The sequence below is a fragment of the Leptotrichia sp. genome (genome assembly GCF_057270615.1).
Genome location: NZ_DBHIXN010000045.1, coordinates 1 through 17,025, shown reverse-complemented (window position 1 = coordinate 17,025; position 17,025 = coordinate 1). Strand labels below are relative to the sequence as shown.

Below are 17,025 nucleotides of genomic sequence, written 5' to 3'. Positions count from 1 at the left end.
GCAATTCATCTCCCACTTATAGAAAGCCTACGACTTCTTGCTATCTTTTGTTAAATAAAATACAATTTCTTATTTTTCAATCTTTTCCACAATTACTTTTAGCGAATGCCAACTCAATGTAGCACATTTAATCCTTGCAGGCATTTGAGCTACATACTCCATAAGTACTGCATCTCCTAGCTTTTTACTTTCTTCACTTGTCAGCTTTTCCTCTTGCTTCATCATTTTAAAAAATAAATCTACCTTTTCTTTTGCCTCTTCCATCGACTTTCCTTTTATCAAGTCAATCAGCATAGCCATAGAAGCTGTTGAAATAGCACATCCAGAACCGATAAATGCAGCATCTGTTATTACATTATTTTCATCAGTTTTTATTTCCAAAGTTAAGTCATCTCCACAGTTTGGATTATGCCCTCTTTCAGCAAATGTCGGATTTTCAATTTCACGGTTTAATTCTCTACGTCTACTGTATTCTAATATTGTCTGCTGATAAATTTTTTCTAAATTCATAATAACCTTCTTTTCAAATTTTTATTTTTTATTTTTTTTCTATAATCCAAAAACTTCTTTTACTTTTAAAAGCCCTTCTATCAATTTATCAATATCTTCTTCGTTATTGTAAATGCTAAAACTAGCACGGCAACATGACGGTATTCCCAGATAGTTCATCAAAGGCTGAGCACAATGATGCCCTGAACGAACTGCTACATTGTATGAATCCAATATAAATGCCACATCGTGAGAATGTACATTTTTTACATTAAAGGCAATAATTCCAGCATGTTCAACATCCTTAGTAAAATATGTTTCCACAAAATCTAATTTTTTCAATTTTTCTAAAGCATTTTTTGTAAGCAAATTTTCAATTTCATTAATTTTTTCATAACTTATTTCTTCAATAAAATTAATCGCTTCCTCCAAAGTTACAGCTCCTTCCACATTTTGAGTACCACCTTCAAACTTATTAGGAAGCTGTGCAAATGTTGATTTTTGCTCTGTTACAAACTCAATCATATCTCCACCATACAAAAAAGGCGGCATTTTCTCAAGAAGCTCCTTTTTCCCATACATAACTCCAATTCCCATCGGTGTAAACAGTTTATGCCCTGAAAATACAAGAAAATCTGCATCTAAATCTTGAACATCGTGTCTAAAGTGCAGCATTGACTGTGCAGCGTCTACAAGAACAAGTGCATTTTTATTTCTATTACGTGTGATTTCGATAATCTCTTTTATCGGCTGAATAACTCCTGTAACATTTACCACGGCAGAAACCGCCACAAGTTTCGTTTTATCAGACAATTTACTTTTAAAATCTTCAATATCAAATTGTCCATTTTCAGTAAGATATACAAATTTTATCTTAGCATTTTTCTTTTCTGCCACAAATTGCCATGGCACAATATTTGCATGATGATTGGAAACTCCTAATATTATTTCATCATTTTTATTTATAAATTCCATTCCATAGGAATAAGCTATTAGATTAATTGATTCTGTCGTATTTTTTGTAAAAATCACTTCTTCAGGATACTTTGCATTAATAAACTTTTGTACAGTTTTACGTGCATTTGCCATTAAATTTGAGGCTTCCATAGACAATGTATGTGAACCACGTCCTGGATTTCCATTATATTTTTCATAATATTCCATGATTTTATCTAGAACTCTTTTTGGCTTTTGTGAAGTTGCCGCTGTGTCTAGATAATGGCTATCTCTATTTTTAAATATTGGAAATTCTTTTCTATAATTCATGTTTCCCTCCTTATAATTACAATTTTGCCCACAAGTAATACAAAATTATATCACTTTGCGGGCATTTTTTCAAACTTATACTAAATCTTCATAAAAAAACAGAAATTATATTTTATTTACTAACAAAAGATTTTAAGCTCTTGTAAAAAAATCTGCTATTTAAATTCTTCTTTCTAATTCATCAAATAATTTATCTCTTAATTTTTCATCATCAATGTTATCCATTATTGGACGGAATGAAGATTCGACTATTAATTTTTTTGCTCTGCTTTCCGAAAGTCCACGACTCATTAAATAAAATAACTTAGCTTCATCAACTTTCCCAACAGAAGCCGCATGTTCTCCAATAACATCATCTTCACTACAAAATAATGTTGGAATCGAATCAGCTTTTATTTCATCATTTAATAAAATCGCAAATTCTCCTTCACGCCCTTCAGACTTGCTAGAACCTTGCTTAAAGTAAAGATTTCCTCGAAATACTTTTTTAGCAGTATCTTTTACAGCTCCTCTTGCCTGAATTTCCCCAATCGTTCTACGTCCACGAAACACTACAGAATACTCTAAATCTAATTTTCTGTCCTCATCAGCAAGATATGCAGGCCATATATAAATTTCTGACGAATCTTCTTCAAGATAAGACTTATGACTTACTGCATTAATTTTACCACCTAACTCAACACTATAATATTCAGTTTTCCCTTGTCCCAATGTTTCAATTTTTGATGATTCAAAATTAGAACTTTTTGTATTTAATGTCTGTATTTTAATAATTTTTACTTCTGAATTTCTTCCAGTAATTACTTTAATAATTCCATTATGGTAAACTGGTGCATCATCTAATGAATCATAAGTAATAATTATCGTAACTTTTGCAAAATCTTCCACTTCGATTACATTGTAGTCAATAAGAAAATTATTTTCCTTATCTGCACGGTAATTCAAATAAATTGGCTTATCAATTTTTTTTCTTTCTCCAATTTTCAAATATTTTCCTTCGTTATAAAAAGCAAAATTTTGTTTTTTAAAAAAATCTCCTAAACCATAATCATTGTTGTTTTTTAACTTTTCCAATTCTTCTAATGATTCATTTATATTTTTTATAACAACTCCATCTTGATTTTCATTTTTTATTTCCAGATTGTTAAACTCTTTAAATGTTTCAGGTTCTTCATATTGATATCCTACTCTTTTCCAATTAACTTTTTCAAGCGTTTTATATTCTTCAAAGATTTTTAATCTGTAATCGCTGTTATCAAGACTTTGTATGCTTGATTTTTCTAGCATTTTTTCTCCTTTCATTTTTTAAGCAATAAATGTATTTGATAATTTAATTTTTTTTGACAGTTATTTTATATAATTTTAAATTTATCTAATTATCCAATTGTTCCTTCAAGTTCCAATTCAATTAGCTTATTCAATTCAACTGCATATTCAAGCGGCAATTCTTTTGAAATAGGCTCAACAAATCCTCTTACAATCATCGCCTTTGCCTCATCTTCACTAATACCTCTTGACATCAAATAAAATATTGCTTCATCACTTATTCTCCCAATTTTTGCTTCATGTCCAATATCAACACTATCATTATTTATATCAATTATTGGTATTGTATCCGAAGCTGATTCATTATCTAACATTAATGACTCACATTCTACAGCTGATCTTGCTCCTGTTGCTTGTGGCAAGACTTTTAAAAGCCCTCTGTAAAAAGCTGTTCCTCCATTTTTTGAAATAGATTTTGAATGGACTGTCGAGCTTGTATTCTTACCTTGATGAATAATTTTACATCCTGTGTCTAAATATTGTCCAGCTGATGCAAATGTGACTCCTGTAAATTCACATCTTGAACGATCCCCCTTTAAAATACTCATTGGATAAAGCATAGAAACTCTTGATCCAAAAGATCCAGACACCCATTCTATTACTCCATCTTCTTCCACTAACGCTCTTTTTGTATTCAAGTTATACATATTTCTTGACCAGTTTTCAATTGTAGAATATCTCAATCTTGCCCCTTTTCTGACAAAAAGTTCCACCGCTCCTGCATGCAATGCATTTTTTTGATATTTAGGAGCCGAACATCCTTCGATAAAATGTAAATCCGCCCCTTCATCAACAATTATAAGCGTATGTTCAAATTGTCCAGCTTCTGGTGCATTTAGCCTAAAATATGACTGCAATGGCATTTTTACCTTTACTCCTTTTGGAACGTAAATAAATGATCCTCCAGACCATACTGCTCCATGCAATGCTGCAAACTTATGATCATTGACTGTAATTAATGTCATAAAATATTCCTTTAGCATATCTCCATATTTTACAATAGCTGTTTCAATATCTGTATAAATCACTCCTTGTTCTTCCAGTTCTTTATGAACGCTGTGATAAACCACTTCAGAGTCATACTGTGCTCCCACTCCTGCAAGTGACTGCTTCTCAGCTTCTGGAATACCAAGCCTGTCAAATGTATCCCTTATATAGCTTGGCACATCATCCCAATTTTCATTCATTGGTGCTGAATCAGGCTCTAAATAATGCACAATATCATTTATATCAAGGTCTGATAAGTCTGGACCCCAATTAGTCATTGGCTTTGAATTATAAACTTCTAGTGCCTTTAATCTAAATTCTCGCATCCATTCAGGCTCATTTTTTCTTTCTGAAATTTTTTTAATAATTTCTGGAGTCAGCCCCTTTTCTGCTTTATATTTATAATGCTCTTCATCTTTTATATCATAAACACCACGCTCAATATCCGCAATATATGTTTTTTTTCTATCTTCCATTATTCCCACACTTTCTATTTTTCATTAAAACTTTATAATCCTAGTTCTTCTTTCATTTTAGCATATCCTTCTTTTTCAATTCTTTCAACTAACTCTTGTCCACCTGTTTTAACAATTTTTCCATTCATCAAAATATGAACAAAATCAGGTTTTAAATAGTCAAGAACTTTATCATAGTGAGTAATTATAAGTAAAGCTGTATCTTTAGTCTTCAACTTTTGAACTCCTTCAAATACAATCTTTGTTGCATCAATGTCAAGTCCAGAGTCAGTTTCATCTAAAATAGCCAATTTTGGCTCTAAAATTGCCATTTGTAAAATTTCATTCTTTTTCTTTTCTCCACCAGAAAATCCAACATTCAAATGTCTATCTGCATATTCAGGATTTATATGAAGTTTTTCCATTTTTTCCACCAATTCATTATGAAATTGCATTAAATACTGCTTTTCTCCAGTAACAGCCTCTTTTGCTGTTCTTAAAAAATCTTCCACAGTAAGTCCTGGTATTTCTTCAGGATATTGAAACGATAAAAAAATTCCTTTTTTAGCTCTTTCATCTACGGCATCACCATTAATATTTTCTCCATCCAGAATAATATCTCCTGATATTAATTCATGCTTTGGATGTCCCACAAGAATACTTGCAAGTGTAGATTTCCCAGCTCCATTAGGCCCCATAATTACATGAACTTCTCCTTTATTTATAGTTAAGTTCAATCCTTTTAAGATCTCTTTCCCTTCCACTTCTGATCTTATATTTTTCAATTCTAATAAACTCATATTGATCTTACCTCCAAAATTTTTTCCAATATATATAAATTCCACTAATTTTAATGGAAAACTTAAACAGAACATATTACATTTTTGTATTTAGTTCTTAAACTAATTTTATCATAAATTTATTTGTTTATCAAATTAAATATTTAACTCAACGGAATAAATTATCTTTTAGTAAATCAAAAGTTATATTTTAAACTTTTTATATTATTAAAATAATATTTTTTAAGAAGGGTTATTATCGCTATATTACTACACTCTAGCTAGTTTATGATATTTTTATTGTATCTATTTGACTTTGTCTTAAATATATTTTTTACACTTTCTAATAATTTAGATTTTCAAAACAAAAATAATTAATGATATAAAACTTTGTAATAGATTTTTTTTTAAATATGTAGTAAAATAATTTTGAGAAGATAATATCATATTTATAATATTTTACTCAAACCCTAAATTTGTTATGAGTTTTGATAGTTCAATTTTAGATAAGTTTGAGTATAGTATTAGACAAATTAGAAAAATTGTTTGATTCTGTAACATGGAAAGGAGAAAAGCAAAATGGATGAAAAAAATAAATTAAAAAATGACTGGAAAATGACAGATGATGAAATCGAAAATAAAAATGTTCCTGTAATAATAAATAAAAACTACAACGAACTGCTCCAACAGCTGACAGATACAATTAAAAAAAACAGACTAGACGTGGATATGAATAAAATTTCAGAAGCTTTTACACTTGCTTATGAATCACATACAGGACAAAAAAGAAAAAGTGGAGAAGATTATATTTTACATCCTGTAGAAGTTGCAGAAATACTTGCTGATATGCGTATGGATACGGATACAATTGTAGCTGGACTGCTACACGATGTAGTCGAAGATACGCTTATATCTCTAGCAGATATAGAATATAACTTTGGAGTAAATGTCCGAAAACTCGTAGATGGCGTGACAAAACTTAGAAATTTGCCAAGAACGAATAGCAAAAAGCTGGAAAATATACGAAAGATGGTCGTTGCAATGTCAGAAGACATTAGAGTTGTAATTATAAAATTAGCTGATAGACTTCACAATATGAGAACATTAAAATATATGAAGCCTGAAAAACAACAAGAAAAATCTAAAGAAACTCTTGAAATCTATGCACCAATTGCCCATAGAATCGGAATGGCTAAAATAAAATGGGAACTAGAAGATATAAGTTTTAGATTTTTATATCCAGATGACTATTACGAAATCAAAGACCTTGTCAATTCCAAGAGAAAAGAACGTGAAGAATACACAGCAAAATTTATTGAAAAAATAAAAGAAGAGCTAAAAAAAAATCATATAAACGGAGAAGTTACAGGACGTCCAAAGCACTTATACAGCATTTACCGAAAAATGCATGAAAAAGAAAAAAGATTTGTTGATCTACATGACTTAATTGCAATAAGAATTATTGTTGATAAAAAAAATGAATGTTATAACGTACTTGGAATAATTCATGATTTATTTATCCCAGTATTTAAACGTTTCAAAGATTATATCTCACAGCCAAAAACAAATGGCTATCAATCCATCCACACAACAGTAAAAGGACCAAATGATCAAAATGTAGAAATCCAGATTAGAACAAGAAAAATGCACGAAATTGCAGAAGAAGGAGTTGCAGCTCATTGGAAATACAAAGAAAAAAAATCAAAATCTAAAAATGAAAAATTCTATGCAGATGCAAAAAAACTAACTGATTCTGTCCAAAGAAAGATAGACGAAAAAGAACAAAAAGGATTTGCCCAAGAAGTTACAGGAGATGTGCTAAAACAGACAATATTTGTATTTACTCCAAAAGATGATGTTGTAGAAATGCCTCGAAATTCTACTGCTCTTGACTTTGCTTTCCAAGTTCATACACAAATTGGATATAGAACAATTGGAGTAAAAGTAAATGGTCGAATTACCCAGCTTAATCAGGTACTTAAAAATGGAGATAAAATCGAAATTATGACTTCCAAAAATATTAATAAAGGTCCTGGAAAAGATTGGATTGAAATGGTAAACAACCATAGCTCAAGAGTAAAGATCAGAAAATGGTTCAAAGATAAGGAATTTGAAGAAAAATCTAAAGAAGGGGAACAAATTTTAGAAAAAGAATTTGAACGACTTGGATTAAAACTAAAAGATATGCTTGAAGATGAACGTGTTTTCCTCTATATGAAAAAATTTAATATTCCTGATAATAAAACACTATTTTATAGATTTGCCGTTGGAGATTTGTCACTTGATGGATTTATGAATAAATTTGAAAAAAAAGAAACAAAAGTGCTTGAAAAAGTACTTGAAGAAGAAACAGAAAAAGCAAGCAGACAAAAAGAAAAAAACAATAGTGGCATCAAAATATCTGGAACAGAAAATACAATGTACCGTTTTGCAAAATGTTGCAGTCCTCTTCCAGGAGATAAAATAGGAGGTTACGTAACACGAGGCCGTGGAATTGCAATACACCGATCAGACTGCGATAATTTTATTTCTCTTATGAAAAAAGATCCAGAAAGAGAAGTCGATGTTTACTGGGATGAATCTGCAATATCCTCAAATACAACATATGAATTTAATTTTACAATAAAAGCTGCAGATCGAAATGGACTACTTCTTGATATAATCCGAATTTTAAATGAATACAAAATGAACCTTTTAAACGTAAATACAAATACTTTTAAGGAAAATGGTAATAAACGCATACTTATACATTTAAGAATAACAATAAGAAGCCGTGAAGATTTTGAAAGATTGGCAAATAATTTAAGATCAATGTCAGAAATAATAGATATAATAAAAAAATAAAAAATATTTTAATAAAAGGGGGAATCTTAAATGGATTTAAAACTTTTGATTGCATTAATTTTATTCATATTATTATTTAAAATTTTTATAAGCATCACAAAAAAAATTATTTTTCTATTTTTTATAATTGCTATTTTTTTAGTTATTATGAACTACTTTAGATATTGATAAATTATTTTATTTTTTTACAGCAAGGGGGCAGTCCCCCTTGTCAAAAAATATTATTTACCTTTTGTTAAAGTTGTACTTTCATAGGTTCTTCTTTTAAGCCTTTCTTCCTGCTCTATCCTTTTTAAATTTTTTCTTATAATAACTTCTGAAACACCAAATTTTCTGCTAAATCCATAACTCTTACTTTTTTTCTTATCTTTCATCCAAAAAATATATCAAATTTCCATTATCTTTTTTTATTTTAATATTTTATTAGATTAAAGCAAAATTCAATTGATATTTCAAAACTTTATAAAATAAGGACAAAATAAAAATTTTATTATTTTTTCAAAATATTATGACAAATATAAAAAAATATAGTATAATGTAATGATGATTTAGTTATTAAAATATTTAAAAAATAAAAAATAAAACAAAAATATACAGGAGGTTTATTTTAATGGAAAACTTTGATTTTGATAATATTGACAGTAATGATTCTGAACGACTGTATCAGATGGGAAAAAGTTACTATGATAGCGGTTCTGATACATTAGCAGAAAAATATTTAAAAGAAGCCGCTAAAAACGGAAATAGAAATGCTGTTCTTATACTTGCCGACATTTATATCAAATATGATAAATTAAATTTAGCAGAAAGATATTTAAAGAAAATTGCTGATGGAGGAGATTTTCAACTACAAGACAGACTTGGAACTGTCTACAAAAAAAAATCTAATTTTGAACTTGCAGAATATTACTATAAACTAGCTATAAACAATGGTTATCAAAAAGCTCGATACAATTTAGGAAATTTATACTATCAATTTAACAAAAAAAATCTTGCAATAGATTTTTTAAAGCCTGCTGCTGATGAAAGAGATCAGGAAGCACAAGTTTTACTTGCTAAAATTTACTATGATAACGGTCAAGTTGATATGGCACAAGAATATCTATATAAAGCAAAAGACAACGGAGAAGCCTATTATCTGCTTGGAAAATTATATGGAGAAAAGCAAGATATAGAAACTGCTGAAAAACATCTTAAAACAGCTGCAGATTATCATGATAATAAAAGAGCACAGGAAGTCCTTTCAAGACTCTATGTTGAAAACAATAATATAACACTTGCAAAACACTATTTAACACTACTTGCAGATGAAAATCATTTAGATTCATTTGTATCACTTGGAAATATATTTGCTGATGAAAAAAACTACAACCTTGCTTATACAAATTATAATCACTTTTTTGAAGGAAAAAAATGTTTAAATGCAAAAATTGATGTGAAAAAAATTGATGAAGAAAAACTTAAATTTAATTTTGGAAAATGTTGTATAAAATTAGGTAAATTTGATGATGCTGAAGAAAATCTAAAAGACAACAGCTACTTAAAAGTTCCAGATAATATTATTGAAGTCGCAAAACTTTACGAAGAAGCTGACCAGTTAAAAATAGCTATTCGATACTACAAATCAGCTTTACATGTATAATAATTAATAAACAAGGGGCCTTAGCCCCTTGCCAAATAATATCTACTTAAATATATACCCAAACCCATTTAAAATCGAACTATTAAAAATCATATAAACTTAATTTTTGAGTTCGGTTTTAAATCAGTTTTACTATAATAAACTTTAAAAATTACATAATAAAAATAATTTAGGAGGAAAAATGGCAACTACAAAAACAAAAATAGGTAATTTTGAATTTAAAAACTGCTTTATGAATGCAGCTGGTGTTTATTGCTATGATAAAAATGAACTTGAACAAATTATAAATTCTGCAGCTGGAACATTTGTCACAAAAACTGCTACATTACAATCAAGACCAGGAAATCCTGAACCTAGATACTACGACACAGCTCTAGGAAGTATAAATTCAATGGGACTTCCAAATTTAGGATTTGATTACTATTTAGATTACCTATTAGAATTACAAAAAACACATCCAGACAGAAATTTCTTTTTCTCACTTGTAGGAATGTCAACAGAAGATACACACACATTGCTAAAAAAAGTTCAGGAAAGTGATTTTAATGGAATCACAGAACTTAACCTATCTTGTCCAAATGTGCCAGGAAAACCACAAATTGCCTACGATATGGAAACTACTGAAAATTTATTGACAGATATTTTCACATACTTTAAAAAACCTCTTGGAGTAAAATTACCTCCATATTTTGATATTGTTCATTTTGATCAGGCAGCCGCAGTATTCAACAAATTTCCATTAACATTTATAAACTGTGTAAACAGCATTGGAAATGGACTTGTAATTGAAGATGAAAGTGTTGTAATAAAGCCTAAAAACGGATTCGGAGGAATTGGAGGAGAATACATAAAACCAACAGCTCTTGCCAATGTTCATGCATTTTATCAAAGACTAAATTCATCTATCCAAATTATTGGAACAGGAGGAGTTCTTACAGGACAAGATGCTTTTGAACATATTTTATGCGGAGCAAGTATGGTTCAGCTTGGAACTACTTTACACAAGGAAGGTCCAGATGCTTTTGAAAGAATAACTAAAGAATTAAAGGCTATTATGGACAAAAAAGGATATAAAACTATTGAAGATTTTAGAGGAAAATTAAAATACTTATAACTTTTTTCATAATAAACTTTAAAATTCTAAATATTTCAATATACACTTAAACCCATTCAAAATTAAATTATTGAAAATCATATAAACTCAGGGTTTGAGTAAAATAGTCATTGCATCTTATAAAAAAACTAAATCAAAAAACAAAAAGCAAGGTGATAAAAAATGGATAAAATAGGTTCGCTTCAAAACATAATTGATGAAAGTAAAAGAATTGTTTTTTTTGGAGGTGCGGGAGTTTCTACAGAATCTGGCATCCCTGATTTTAGAAGTGCAAACGGAGTTTATAGTTTAAAATTAGATAAAAATTTTTCTCCAGAGGAACTCGTTTCACATACGATGTATGAAAAATATCCAGAAGAATTTTATGATTTTTATAAAAAGCATCTTGTTTATCCAGACGCAAAACCCAATTTTGCCCATAAATACTTGGTAAAATTAGAACAAAATGGAAAATTAGCTGCTATAATTACTCAAAATATTGATTGCCTGCATGAAATGGCTGGTAGTAAAAATGTCTTAAAACTACACGGAACAGTTGACAAAAATACTTGTACTATTTGCGGACAAAAATATAATCTAAAAGAATTTTTAGAAATTTGTAAAACTGAAAATATCCCACATTGTTCAAAATGTAAAGGAATTATAAAACCAGATGTTACTTTATATGAAGAAGTGCCAGATCCAAGCACTTTTAGAAATGCAATAAACGAAATATCAAGAGCGGATACGCTAATCATAGGTGGAACTTCACTCGTAGTATATCCAGCCGCTTCTCTAGTTCAATACTTTCAAGGAAAAAATCTTGTTTTAATAAATAAATCCAAAACCGAACAAGATAATTTTGCAAATTTGGTTATACATGAAAGTATCGGAGAAGTTTTCAAAAAATTAAAATAAATAAAGAGGTGAAAATGGTAAAAGTATTATTTGTATGCCTAGGAAATATATGTCGTTCTCCAATGGCAGAAGCAGTCTTTAGAGATATGGTAAAAAAAGAAGGCTTATCCGACAAAATCATCATTGATTCAGCAGCAACAAGCACATGGGAACATGGAAATCCAGTCCATAACGGTACTAGAACTAGACTTGCAAAAGAAGGAATTAGTGTATCAGGAATGTATTCAAGAACTTTAAATGACGATGATTTAAAAGCCGATTATATTATTGGAATGGATAAAAGTAATATAGAAAACATAAAACTTTTTGCAAACAGTAAAAGCAAAGGTGAAATAAAAATGTTATTAGAGTATGCTGGAGAAAATCGTGAAATTGAAGATCCTTGGTTTACTGGCGATTTTGACACAACTTACAATGATGTTGTAAAAGGCTGTAGAGGATTACTACAATTTATAAAAGATAATGATTTAAGTTAATTTATAAAAAATATTTGGTGCTAAACATTTATGAATTTTTTCAAAAAATGAATAGCACCAATTTCATAGTAAAAATGTTTTAAATTCAAACTCAAAAACTACGACTACCTTACTCAAATCCTAAGTTTATGTAACTTCTAACCGTTTAATTTTAAATGGGTTTGAGTATATTTTTATTTAACTAATTTATTCAACAACAAATAACCATTTAGATGATAATTCATGATCTCCATTAATTACTTTTTCATATTCTGATTTTAATAATTTGTGGAATTCACCTTCAACAGGTTTCGCATTAAAATCAAGCTGTCCAATAGGACGTCTGTCTAATGATTCGGCATAAGTTATTTTCATTGCTGTTCCTGTTACCAGCAATTCGTCAGCTGTAAATACCATTGATCTGTCAATTTTTCCACGATTTACTTTATATCCATTATATTCAAGCAATTCTAAAGCTGATCTTACTGTAATCCCTTCAAGTGCTGCATTTCCAGTATCAGGAATTATTACTTCTCCTCTGTAAACTAGGATTATATTTGCAACTGATACTTCTACAACATTTCCAGCATCATCGAACATTAATGCATCATCATAACCATTTCTTTGGGCATCACTTGTTGCAAGGAATGAGTTAACATAAGAACCACCTGCTTTTGCCTTTGTAGGAATTGCTGAGTCATTGTATTTTCTATAAGTTGAACTCATTAAATTAAGTCCACCTTTTGTACTTACATAATCTGCAAGTGGTAACATATAAATTGCTAAGTCAAAGTCAAGTCCAGCTTTTTTAGGTGATAATCTAGGTTCTTTACAAAAAATAAATGGACGCATATAAAAATCTTCTTTTATATCATTCTTTTTAACAAGTTCAGTAACTATATTTTTAAATTCATCCCAAGAAATGAAAAATTCATATCCTAACATTTTTGAAGCATTCATAAGTCTGATATAATGATCTTTCAATCTAAAAATAGCCACTTTTCCATCTCTATAATATCCTCTGACACCTCCAAAACAAGTTGTTCCATATTGTAAACTATGTGTCGCAATACTAACTGTCGCTTTTTCAAATTCTACAATTTCTTTATTGAAATATGCATATTTCATAAATTCTGTTTTTGCCATTTTAATTTTACCTCCATATAATTTCAGCATTTAATATTTACTATTATATTTTATCACTTTTTTTTAATTATGTAAAATTTATTTTTTATACTTAATTATATATTTAATATATACTATAAACAACAAGGGGGCCTACCCCCTTGGAAAATAGTATTTTTTTAATTATTGTTTAAAACTATATAACTATTAGGCAAGTATATTTAAAATTAGACTCCATAAACTTTCATAAGTTCATCTAATTCTTTTTTTTCTGCCATTTCCTGAACTCTTTTTACAGATAATGCAATAGATTTTCTCTTTTCATTAATATCTGTAATCACAGCCTCAACTTTATCTCCAACTGCAAATTTTTCAAAAATATCTTTCAAAAATTCTTCTGTCAGTTCTCTTTTTGGTATAATTCCATTAAATCTATCTGTTAATTTAACAAGTGCAAAATTTTCTTGAATATCTACAATTTCTGTATTTACAATGTTCCCTTTTTTATATTTTTCAGTTACTTCTTTCCAAGGAGATTTTTCCAATTGTTTAATACTTCCAGACAATTTTTTCTCAATTTTATCAATTACTATTACTTTAAATTCAATATTGTCGCCAATTTTATATTCCTTATGCTCTCTTTTATCCCAAGAAAATTCATTTCTATGGATAAACACTTCTATTCCTTTTTCAAGCTCAACAAAAATTCCATAATCTTGAACATTCATAACTTTTCCTGTAAATGATTTATCAAAATCATAAGTTTCTTCAAGAACATCCCATTTATCATCAAGCAGTGCCTTTACACTTAAAGTAACTCTATTTTTTTCATCATTAAAATCAATTATTTTAAACTTAATCAAATCCCCAGCCTTATATTTAGAAGACAAATTAGATTCTCTCTTATATGATAAATCAGAAACGTGTAAAAGTCCATCAATATCCTTTTCTAGAGAAATTAATAATCCAAAATCAAATACTTCTGTTATTGGTTTTTCCAGAATATCTCCTATATGATATTTTTCCTTTACTGTATTCCAAGGATTTTCAGAAAGCTGTTTTACACTTAATTTAATATTTTTCTTTTCATTTTCAATTTGAATAATTTTTGCAGAAAATTTATCTCCAGCTTTATAATTTTTCAATTCTTTAGATCCATTATGCCAAGCAAGCTCTGAAACATGCACAAATCCAGAATTTCCATCAACAGTTACGACTACCCCAAAATCAAGAACATCTTTAACAACAGCCTCAACTACATCTCCAACATTATGACTATTTTCAAATGCAATCCAAGGATCTTCTGACAATTGTTTTATACTTAATTTTAATCTATTTTTTTCAACATCCTTTTCAATAATTTTTGCAGTTACTTCATCTCCAATTTTATATATTTCATGTAAATTATCCACTTGATCCCAAGAAACTTCAGATATGTGAACAAATCCGCTTGCAGCTCCCAAATCTAGTATAATCCCAAAATCAAATATTTCTTTAACTTTTCCTGTAACTACATCTCCAATATTTACACTTTCAAAATATTTTTCTTCTTCAATTTTTATTAAATCAATTCTTGAAATAGTTATATTGCTTCTATTTTTTTCTTTTATAATAAATTTAAATTTTTGTCCTGTATAATCTTTATCTTTTTCAAATCTAGCAAGAGAAAATGGTAAAAAAGCTTCATTTTTCCCAATTTTTACAGTATATCCACCTTTAATTTTCTTAACAATTTCTCCAGTTACAATATCATCAACATTAAATGATGCCAATTCTTTTGCCTTATCCAATACAAATTTTGAAACAATAATATTATCTTCATCTTCTCTTAAAACTTTTACTTCAATTTTGTCCCCAATTTCAAAGTCTTTAACTTCGCTGGCATAAATTCTTCCTTCTTTTTTCGCATTCAAATCAAGAAATCCGTAATCTAATTCTTTTCTTGTAATAATTCCTTCAACTACATCTCCAGACTTCTTTTCTTCTGGTAAATAATCCTCTAATAATGTCTCAAATTCTTTTTCGCTCATTTTGTACTTCAGAACTGTCTACAATAGCCAGCTCTTCTCCCTTCTTTATATTTATTCAAAAAATTTATTAATTTCTATTAGTTGTCTTAATTCTTCTAGCAATTTAATTTCTTCTTCTGGATTTTCTCCATTTTTTGAAATTGCTCTAAGCCTTAATTTTTCTCCTTTTCCAGCTCCAAGCATCATAATTCCAAATACATTTTTACCATCTATTTTTTTATTTCTTTCTTTGTCATTTTCTGCTTGCTCATTTTTCAAGATTTTTTCAATTTCTAAATCCACATTATATTTTTTTGCAACATTTACAATCTTTGTTGATGGCAACGTATGGACTCCCTGTTCGTTTTTTATCTCTACAATGATTTCCTTCATAGATTTTTCTCCCCCTGATATTCTCTAGTTTTTGTTTGTCTTGTAAATTCCTTCTAAACGCCTTCTGGTAGCAGTTTTAGAATGCCAGGTATCTTCCAAAATAAGTGAATCCTTAAATGGAGTCTTAGAAACTTGCTGTTTCATATAGTTTAAAAACATACATCTAGAAGAATGATGGTTATCGAGTGTAATACAGGAAGCAAAATGTATAGCTACTTCTTCAGGCATAATTTTCCCTTCTTTTTTTAAACATTTGCTTACATTGGATAAAAGTGAATTTACCCCTTTTCCATTACATCCTCCACATTGAAACATAAGAACTCTCATATCCTGCTCCATTGGATATTTTGAAAATCCGCCACTTCTTTCATAAAACGATTGACTGCAATGATATCCACTGCAACGCCTTTTTGCAATCTCACATTGAATTATTACAACCAATTTAATTTTTGATAAATCCATAACACCACCTCAAAATATGCTTAAAATATTAAAACCTATTTAAACAATATTATTTATAACATAAACTGTTCCCATTTATACAAAAAAAATTTTCTTTAAATTACAAATTATTATATGATTTTTAATAGCTTAATTTGGGATGATTTTGAGCATATATTTTAAAATGCTCTACAAACAGTCTCTGTATCATAATAACATTATACTATATTTTTACTATTTTATCAACATCTTAGCAATTTATGGATAAAATAAAAAAAACATAAAAATAATTTTTATATTTTATTTATTTTTTAACAAAGAATCTTAATCTCTTATATAGTAAGTCAAATTTAAAACTGAACTCAAAAATTATAACTATTTTACCTATACTAAATACCATTCAAAAAACATAAAACATATTTCATATTATTTGCTTGCAAGAAAGTCTTAATCCCATGTAAAATATTCATAATTAATTGATCTACTATTTATACTAAACTTAATTTAAATAATGAATGTGTTATAAACCTTTTTAGTAGATTAAACTTAATATTTCTTTTCAAATAATTAAAACAAGTATTCACTTTTTAAACGTAGAATAATATAACAGTTAAATTTTTTATAGGTTCGAGTACATAATCAAAAATAAATTTTAAAAAAAGAGAGACATATAAAATGTCCCTCTAAAAATTTATATTCTAATTTTTAAATTTTAAAGATTATTGATTAATAAATTTTACATTACTAAAGTCAACGTTTTGGAAGAATAATTCAACTCTTCTGTTGTTGTATCTTCCTTTAAC

The 17,025-nt window shown here is 28.6% G+C and carries 15 protein-coding genes; 5 read left to right on the top strand and 10 right to left on the bottom strand.

Annotated elements, in window-relative coordinates; genetic code table 11:
• Positions 1-69: 69 nt before the first annotated feature.
• The 5 genes from sufU to sufC form a co-directional block, all read right to left on the bottom strand.
• Positions 70-510: a Fe-S cluster assembly sulfur transfer protein SufU gene (gene sufU / locus ACO409_RS08140; RefSeq protein WP_485556285.1), complete on the bottom strand. Its 441-nt coding sequence runs from the start codon at positions 508-510 to the stop codon at positions 70-72.
• Positions 511-549: 39 nt separating this feature from the next.
• Positions 550-1,755, bottom strand: coding sequence for a cysteine desulfurase (locus ACO409_RS08135; RefSeq protein ID WP_485556284.1), 1,206 nt, complete (start codon positions 1,753-1,755; stop codon positions 550-552).
• A 159-nt stretch (positions 1,756-1,914) separates the two neighbouring features.
• Entirely contained in the window at positions 1,915-3,042 is a 1,128-nt protein-coding gene (sufD, locus tag ACO409_RS08130) for a Fe-S cluster assembly protein SufD (RefSeq protein WP_485556283.1), read from the bottom strand.
• An 89-nt stretch (positions 3,043-3,131) separates the two neighbouring features.
• Positions 3,132-4,544 carry a Fe-S cluster assembly protein SufB gene (gene sufB, locus ACO409_RS08125; protein ID WP_485556282.1) on the bottom strand — a complete coding sequence of 471 codons (1,413 nt, stop codon included), beginning with the start codon at positions 4,542-4,544 and terminating at the stop codon, positions 3,132-3,134.
• A 32-nt stretch (positions 4,545-4,576) separates the two neighbouring features.
• Positions 4,577-5,323 carry a Fe-S cluster assembly ATPase SufC gene (gene sufC / locus ACO409_RS08120; RefSeq protein WP_485556281.1) on the bottom strand — a complete coding sequence of 249 codons (747 nt, stop codon included), beginning with the start codon at positions 5,321-5,323 and terminating at the stop codon, positions 4,577-4,579.
• 558 nt (positions 5,324-5,881) lie between these two features.
• Here sufC and ACO409_RS08115 point away from each other — a divergent pair.
• Positions 5,882-8,146: a RelA/SpoT family protein gene (locus tag ACO409_RS08115; RefSeq protein ID WP_485556280.1), complete on the top strand. Its 2,265-nt coding sequence runs from the start codon at positions 5,882-5,884 to the stop codon at positions 8,144-8,146.
• Between the two features lie 221 nt (positions 8,147-8,367).
• Here the strand turns inward: ACO409_RS08115 and ACO409_RS08110 are convergent, their stop codons facing one another.
• Positions 8,368-8,520: a hypothetical protein gene (locus ACO409_RS08110; RefSeq protein ID WP_485556279.1), complete on the bottom strand. Its 153-nt coding sequence runs from the start codon at positions 8,518-8,520 to the stop codon at positions 8,368-8,370.
• Positions 8,521-8,756: 236 nt separating this feature from the next.
• Here ACO409_RS08110 and ACO409_RS08105 point away from each other — a divergent pair, with 236 nt between their 5' ends.
• The 4 genes from ACO409_RS08105 (at position 8,757) to ACO409_RS08090 (ending at position 12,275) form a co-directional block, all read left to right on the top strand.
• Positions 8,757-9,788, top strand: a complete 1,032-nt coding sequence (locus ACO409_RS08105) for a tetratricopeptide repeat protein (RefSeq protein WP_485556278.1) — start codon at positions 8,757-8,759, stop codon at positions 9,786-9,788.
• Between the two features lie 181 nt (positions 9,789-9,969).
• The gene (locus ACO409_RS08100) at positions 9,970-10,902 is read left to right on the top strand and encodes a dihydroorotate oxidase (RefSeq protein ID WP_485556277.1); all 933 of its coding nucleotides are present in this window, start codon (positions 9,970-9,972) and stop codon (positions 10,900-10,902) included.
• Between the two features lie 162 nt (positions 10,903-11,064).
• The gene (locus tag ACO409_RS08095; RefSeq protein ID WP_485556276.1) at positions 11,065-11,799 is read left to right on the top strand and encodes an NAD-dependent protein deacylase; all 735 of its coding nucleotides are present in this window, start codon (positions 11,065-11,067) and stop codon (positions 11,797-11,799) included.
• Positions 11,800-11,813: 14 nt separating this feature from the next.
• On the top strand, positions 11,814-12,275 hold the full coding sequence (locus tag ACO409_RS08090) for a low molecular weight protein-tyrosine-phosphatase (RefSeq protein WP_485556275.1): 462 nt from the start codon (positions 11,814-11,816) through the stop codon (positions 12,273-12,275).
• 186 nt (positions 12,276-12,461) lie between these two features.
• Here the strand turns inward: ACO409_RS08090 and ACO409_RS08085 are convergent, their stop codons facing one another.
• From ACO409_RS08085 to ACO409_RS08070, 4 genes are all read right to left on the bottom strand, one after another.
• Positions 12,462-13,400, bottom strand: coding sequence for a branched-chain amino acid transaminase (locus ACO409_RS08085; RefSeq protein WP_485556274.1), 939 nt, complete (start codon positions 13,398-13,400; stop codon positions 12,462-12,464).
• Positions 13,401-13,606: 206 nt separating this feature from the next.
• The gene (locus tag ACO409_RS08080) at positions 13,607-15,409 is read right to left on the bottom strand and encodes a S1 RNA-binding domain-containing protein (RefSeq protein ID WP_485556273.1); all 1,803 of its coding nucleotides are present in this window, start codon (positions 15,407-15,409) and stop codon (positions 13,607-13,609) included.
• Positions 15,410-15,460: 51 nt separating this feature from the next.
• Positions 15,461-15,781 carry an HPr family phosphocarrier protein gene (locus ACO409_RS08075; protein ID WP_485556272.1) on the bottom strand — a complete coding sequence of 107 codons (321 nt, stop codon included), beginning with the start codon at positions 15,779-15,781 and terminating at the stop codon, positions 15,461-15,463.
• Between the two features lie 24 nt (positions 15,782-15,805).
• Complete coding sequence (locus tag ACO409_RS08070; RefSeq protein ID WP_485556271.1) at positions 15,806-16,243, bottom strand: CGGC domain-containing protein; 438 nt, start codon at positions 16,241-16,243, stop codon at positions 15,806-15,808.
• Positions 16,244-17,025: the final 782 nt, after the last annotated feature.

Coding starts and splice junctions, on each gene's coding strand:
- ACO409_RS08070 (WP_485556271.1), bottom strand. CDS start 16,243: ATGGATTTATCAAAAATTAAATTGGTTGTAATAATTCAATGTGAGATT.
- ACO409_RS08090 (WP_485556275.1), top strand. CDS start 11,814: ATGGTAAAAGTATTATTTGTATGCCTAGGAAATATATGTCGTTCTCCA.
- sufD (WP_485556283.1), bottom strand. CDS start 3,042: ATGCTAGAAAAATCAAGCATACAAAGTCTTGATAACAGCGATTACAGA.
- ACO409_RS08105 (WP_485556278.1), top strand. CDS start 8,757: ATGGAAAACTTTGATTTTGATAATATTGACAGTAATGATTCTGAACGA.
- ACO409_RS08110 (WP_485556279.1), bottom strand. CDS start 8,520: ATGAAAGATAAGAAAAAAAGTAAGAGTTATGGATTTAGCAGAAAATTT.
- ACO409_RS08085 (WP_485556274.1), bottom strand. CDS start 13,400: ATGGCAAAAACAGAATTTATGAAATATGCATATTTCAATAAAGAAATT.
- ACO409_RS08115 (WP_485556280.1), top strand. CDS start 5,882: ATGGATGAAAAAAATAAATTAAAAAATGACTGGAAAATGACAGATGAT.
- ACO409_RS08075 (WP_485556272.1), bottom strand. CDS start 15,781: ATGAAGGAAATCATTGTAGAGATAAAAAACGAACAGGGAGTCCATACG.
- sufB (WP_485556282.1), bottom strand. CDS start 4,544: ATGGAAGATAGAAAAAAAACATATATTGCGGATATTGAGCGTGGTGTT.
- ACO409_RS08135 (WP_485556284.1), bottom strand. CDS start 1,755: ATGAATTATAGAAAAGAATTTCCAATATTTAAAAATAGAGATAGCCAT.
- sufC (WP_485556281.1), bottom strand. CDS start 5,323: ATGAGTTTATTAGAATTGAAAAATATAAGATCAGAAGTGGAAGGGAAA.
- ACO409_RS08080 (WP_485556273.1), bottom strand. CDS start 15,409: ATGAGCGAAAAAGAATTTGAGACATTATTAGAGGATTATTTACCAGAA.
- ACO409_RS08095 (WP_485556276.1), top strand. CDS start 11,065: ATGGATAAAATAGGTTCGCTTCAAAACATAATTGATGAAAGTAAAAGA.
- ACO409_RS08100 (WP_485556277.1), top strand. CDS start 9,970: ATGGCAACTACAAAAACAAAAATAGGTAATTTTGAATTTAAAAACTGC.
- sufU (WP_485556285.1), bottom strand. CDS start 510: ATGAATTTAGAAAAAATTTATCAGCAGACAATATTAGAATACAGTAGA.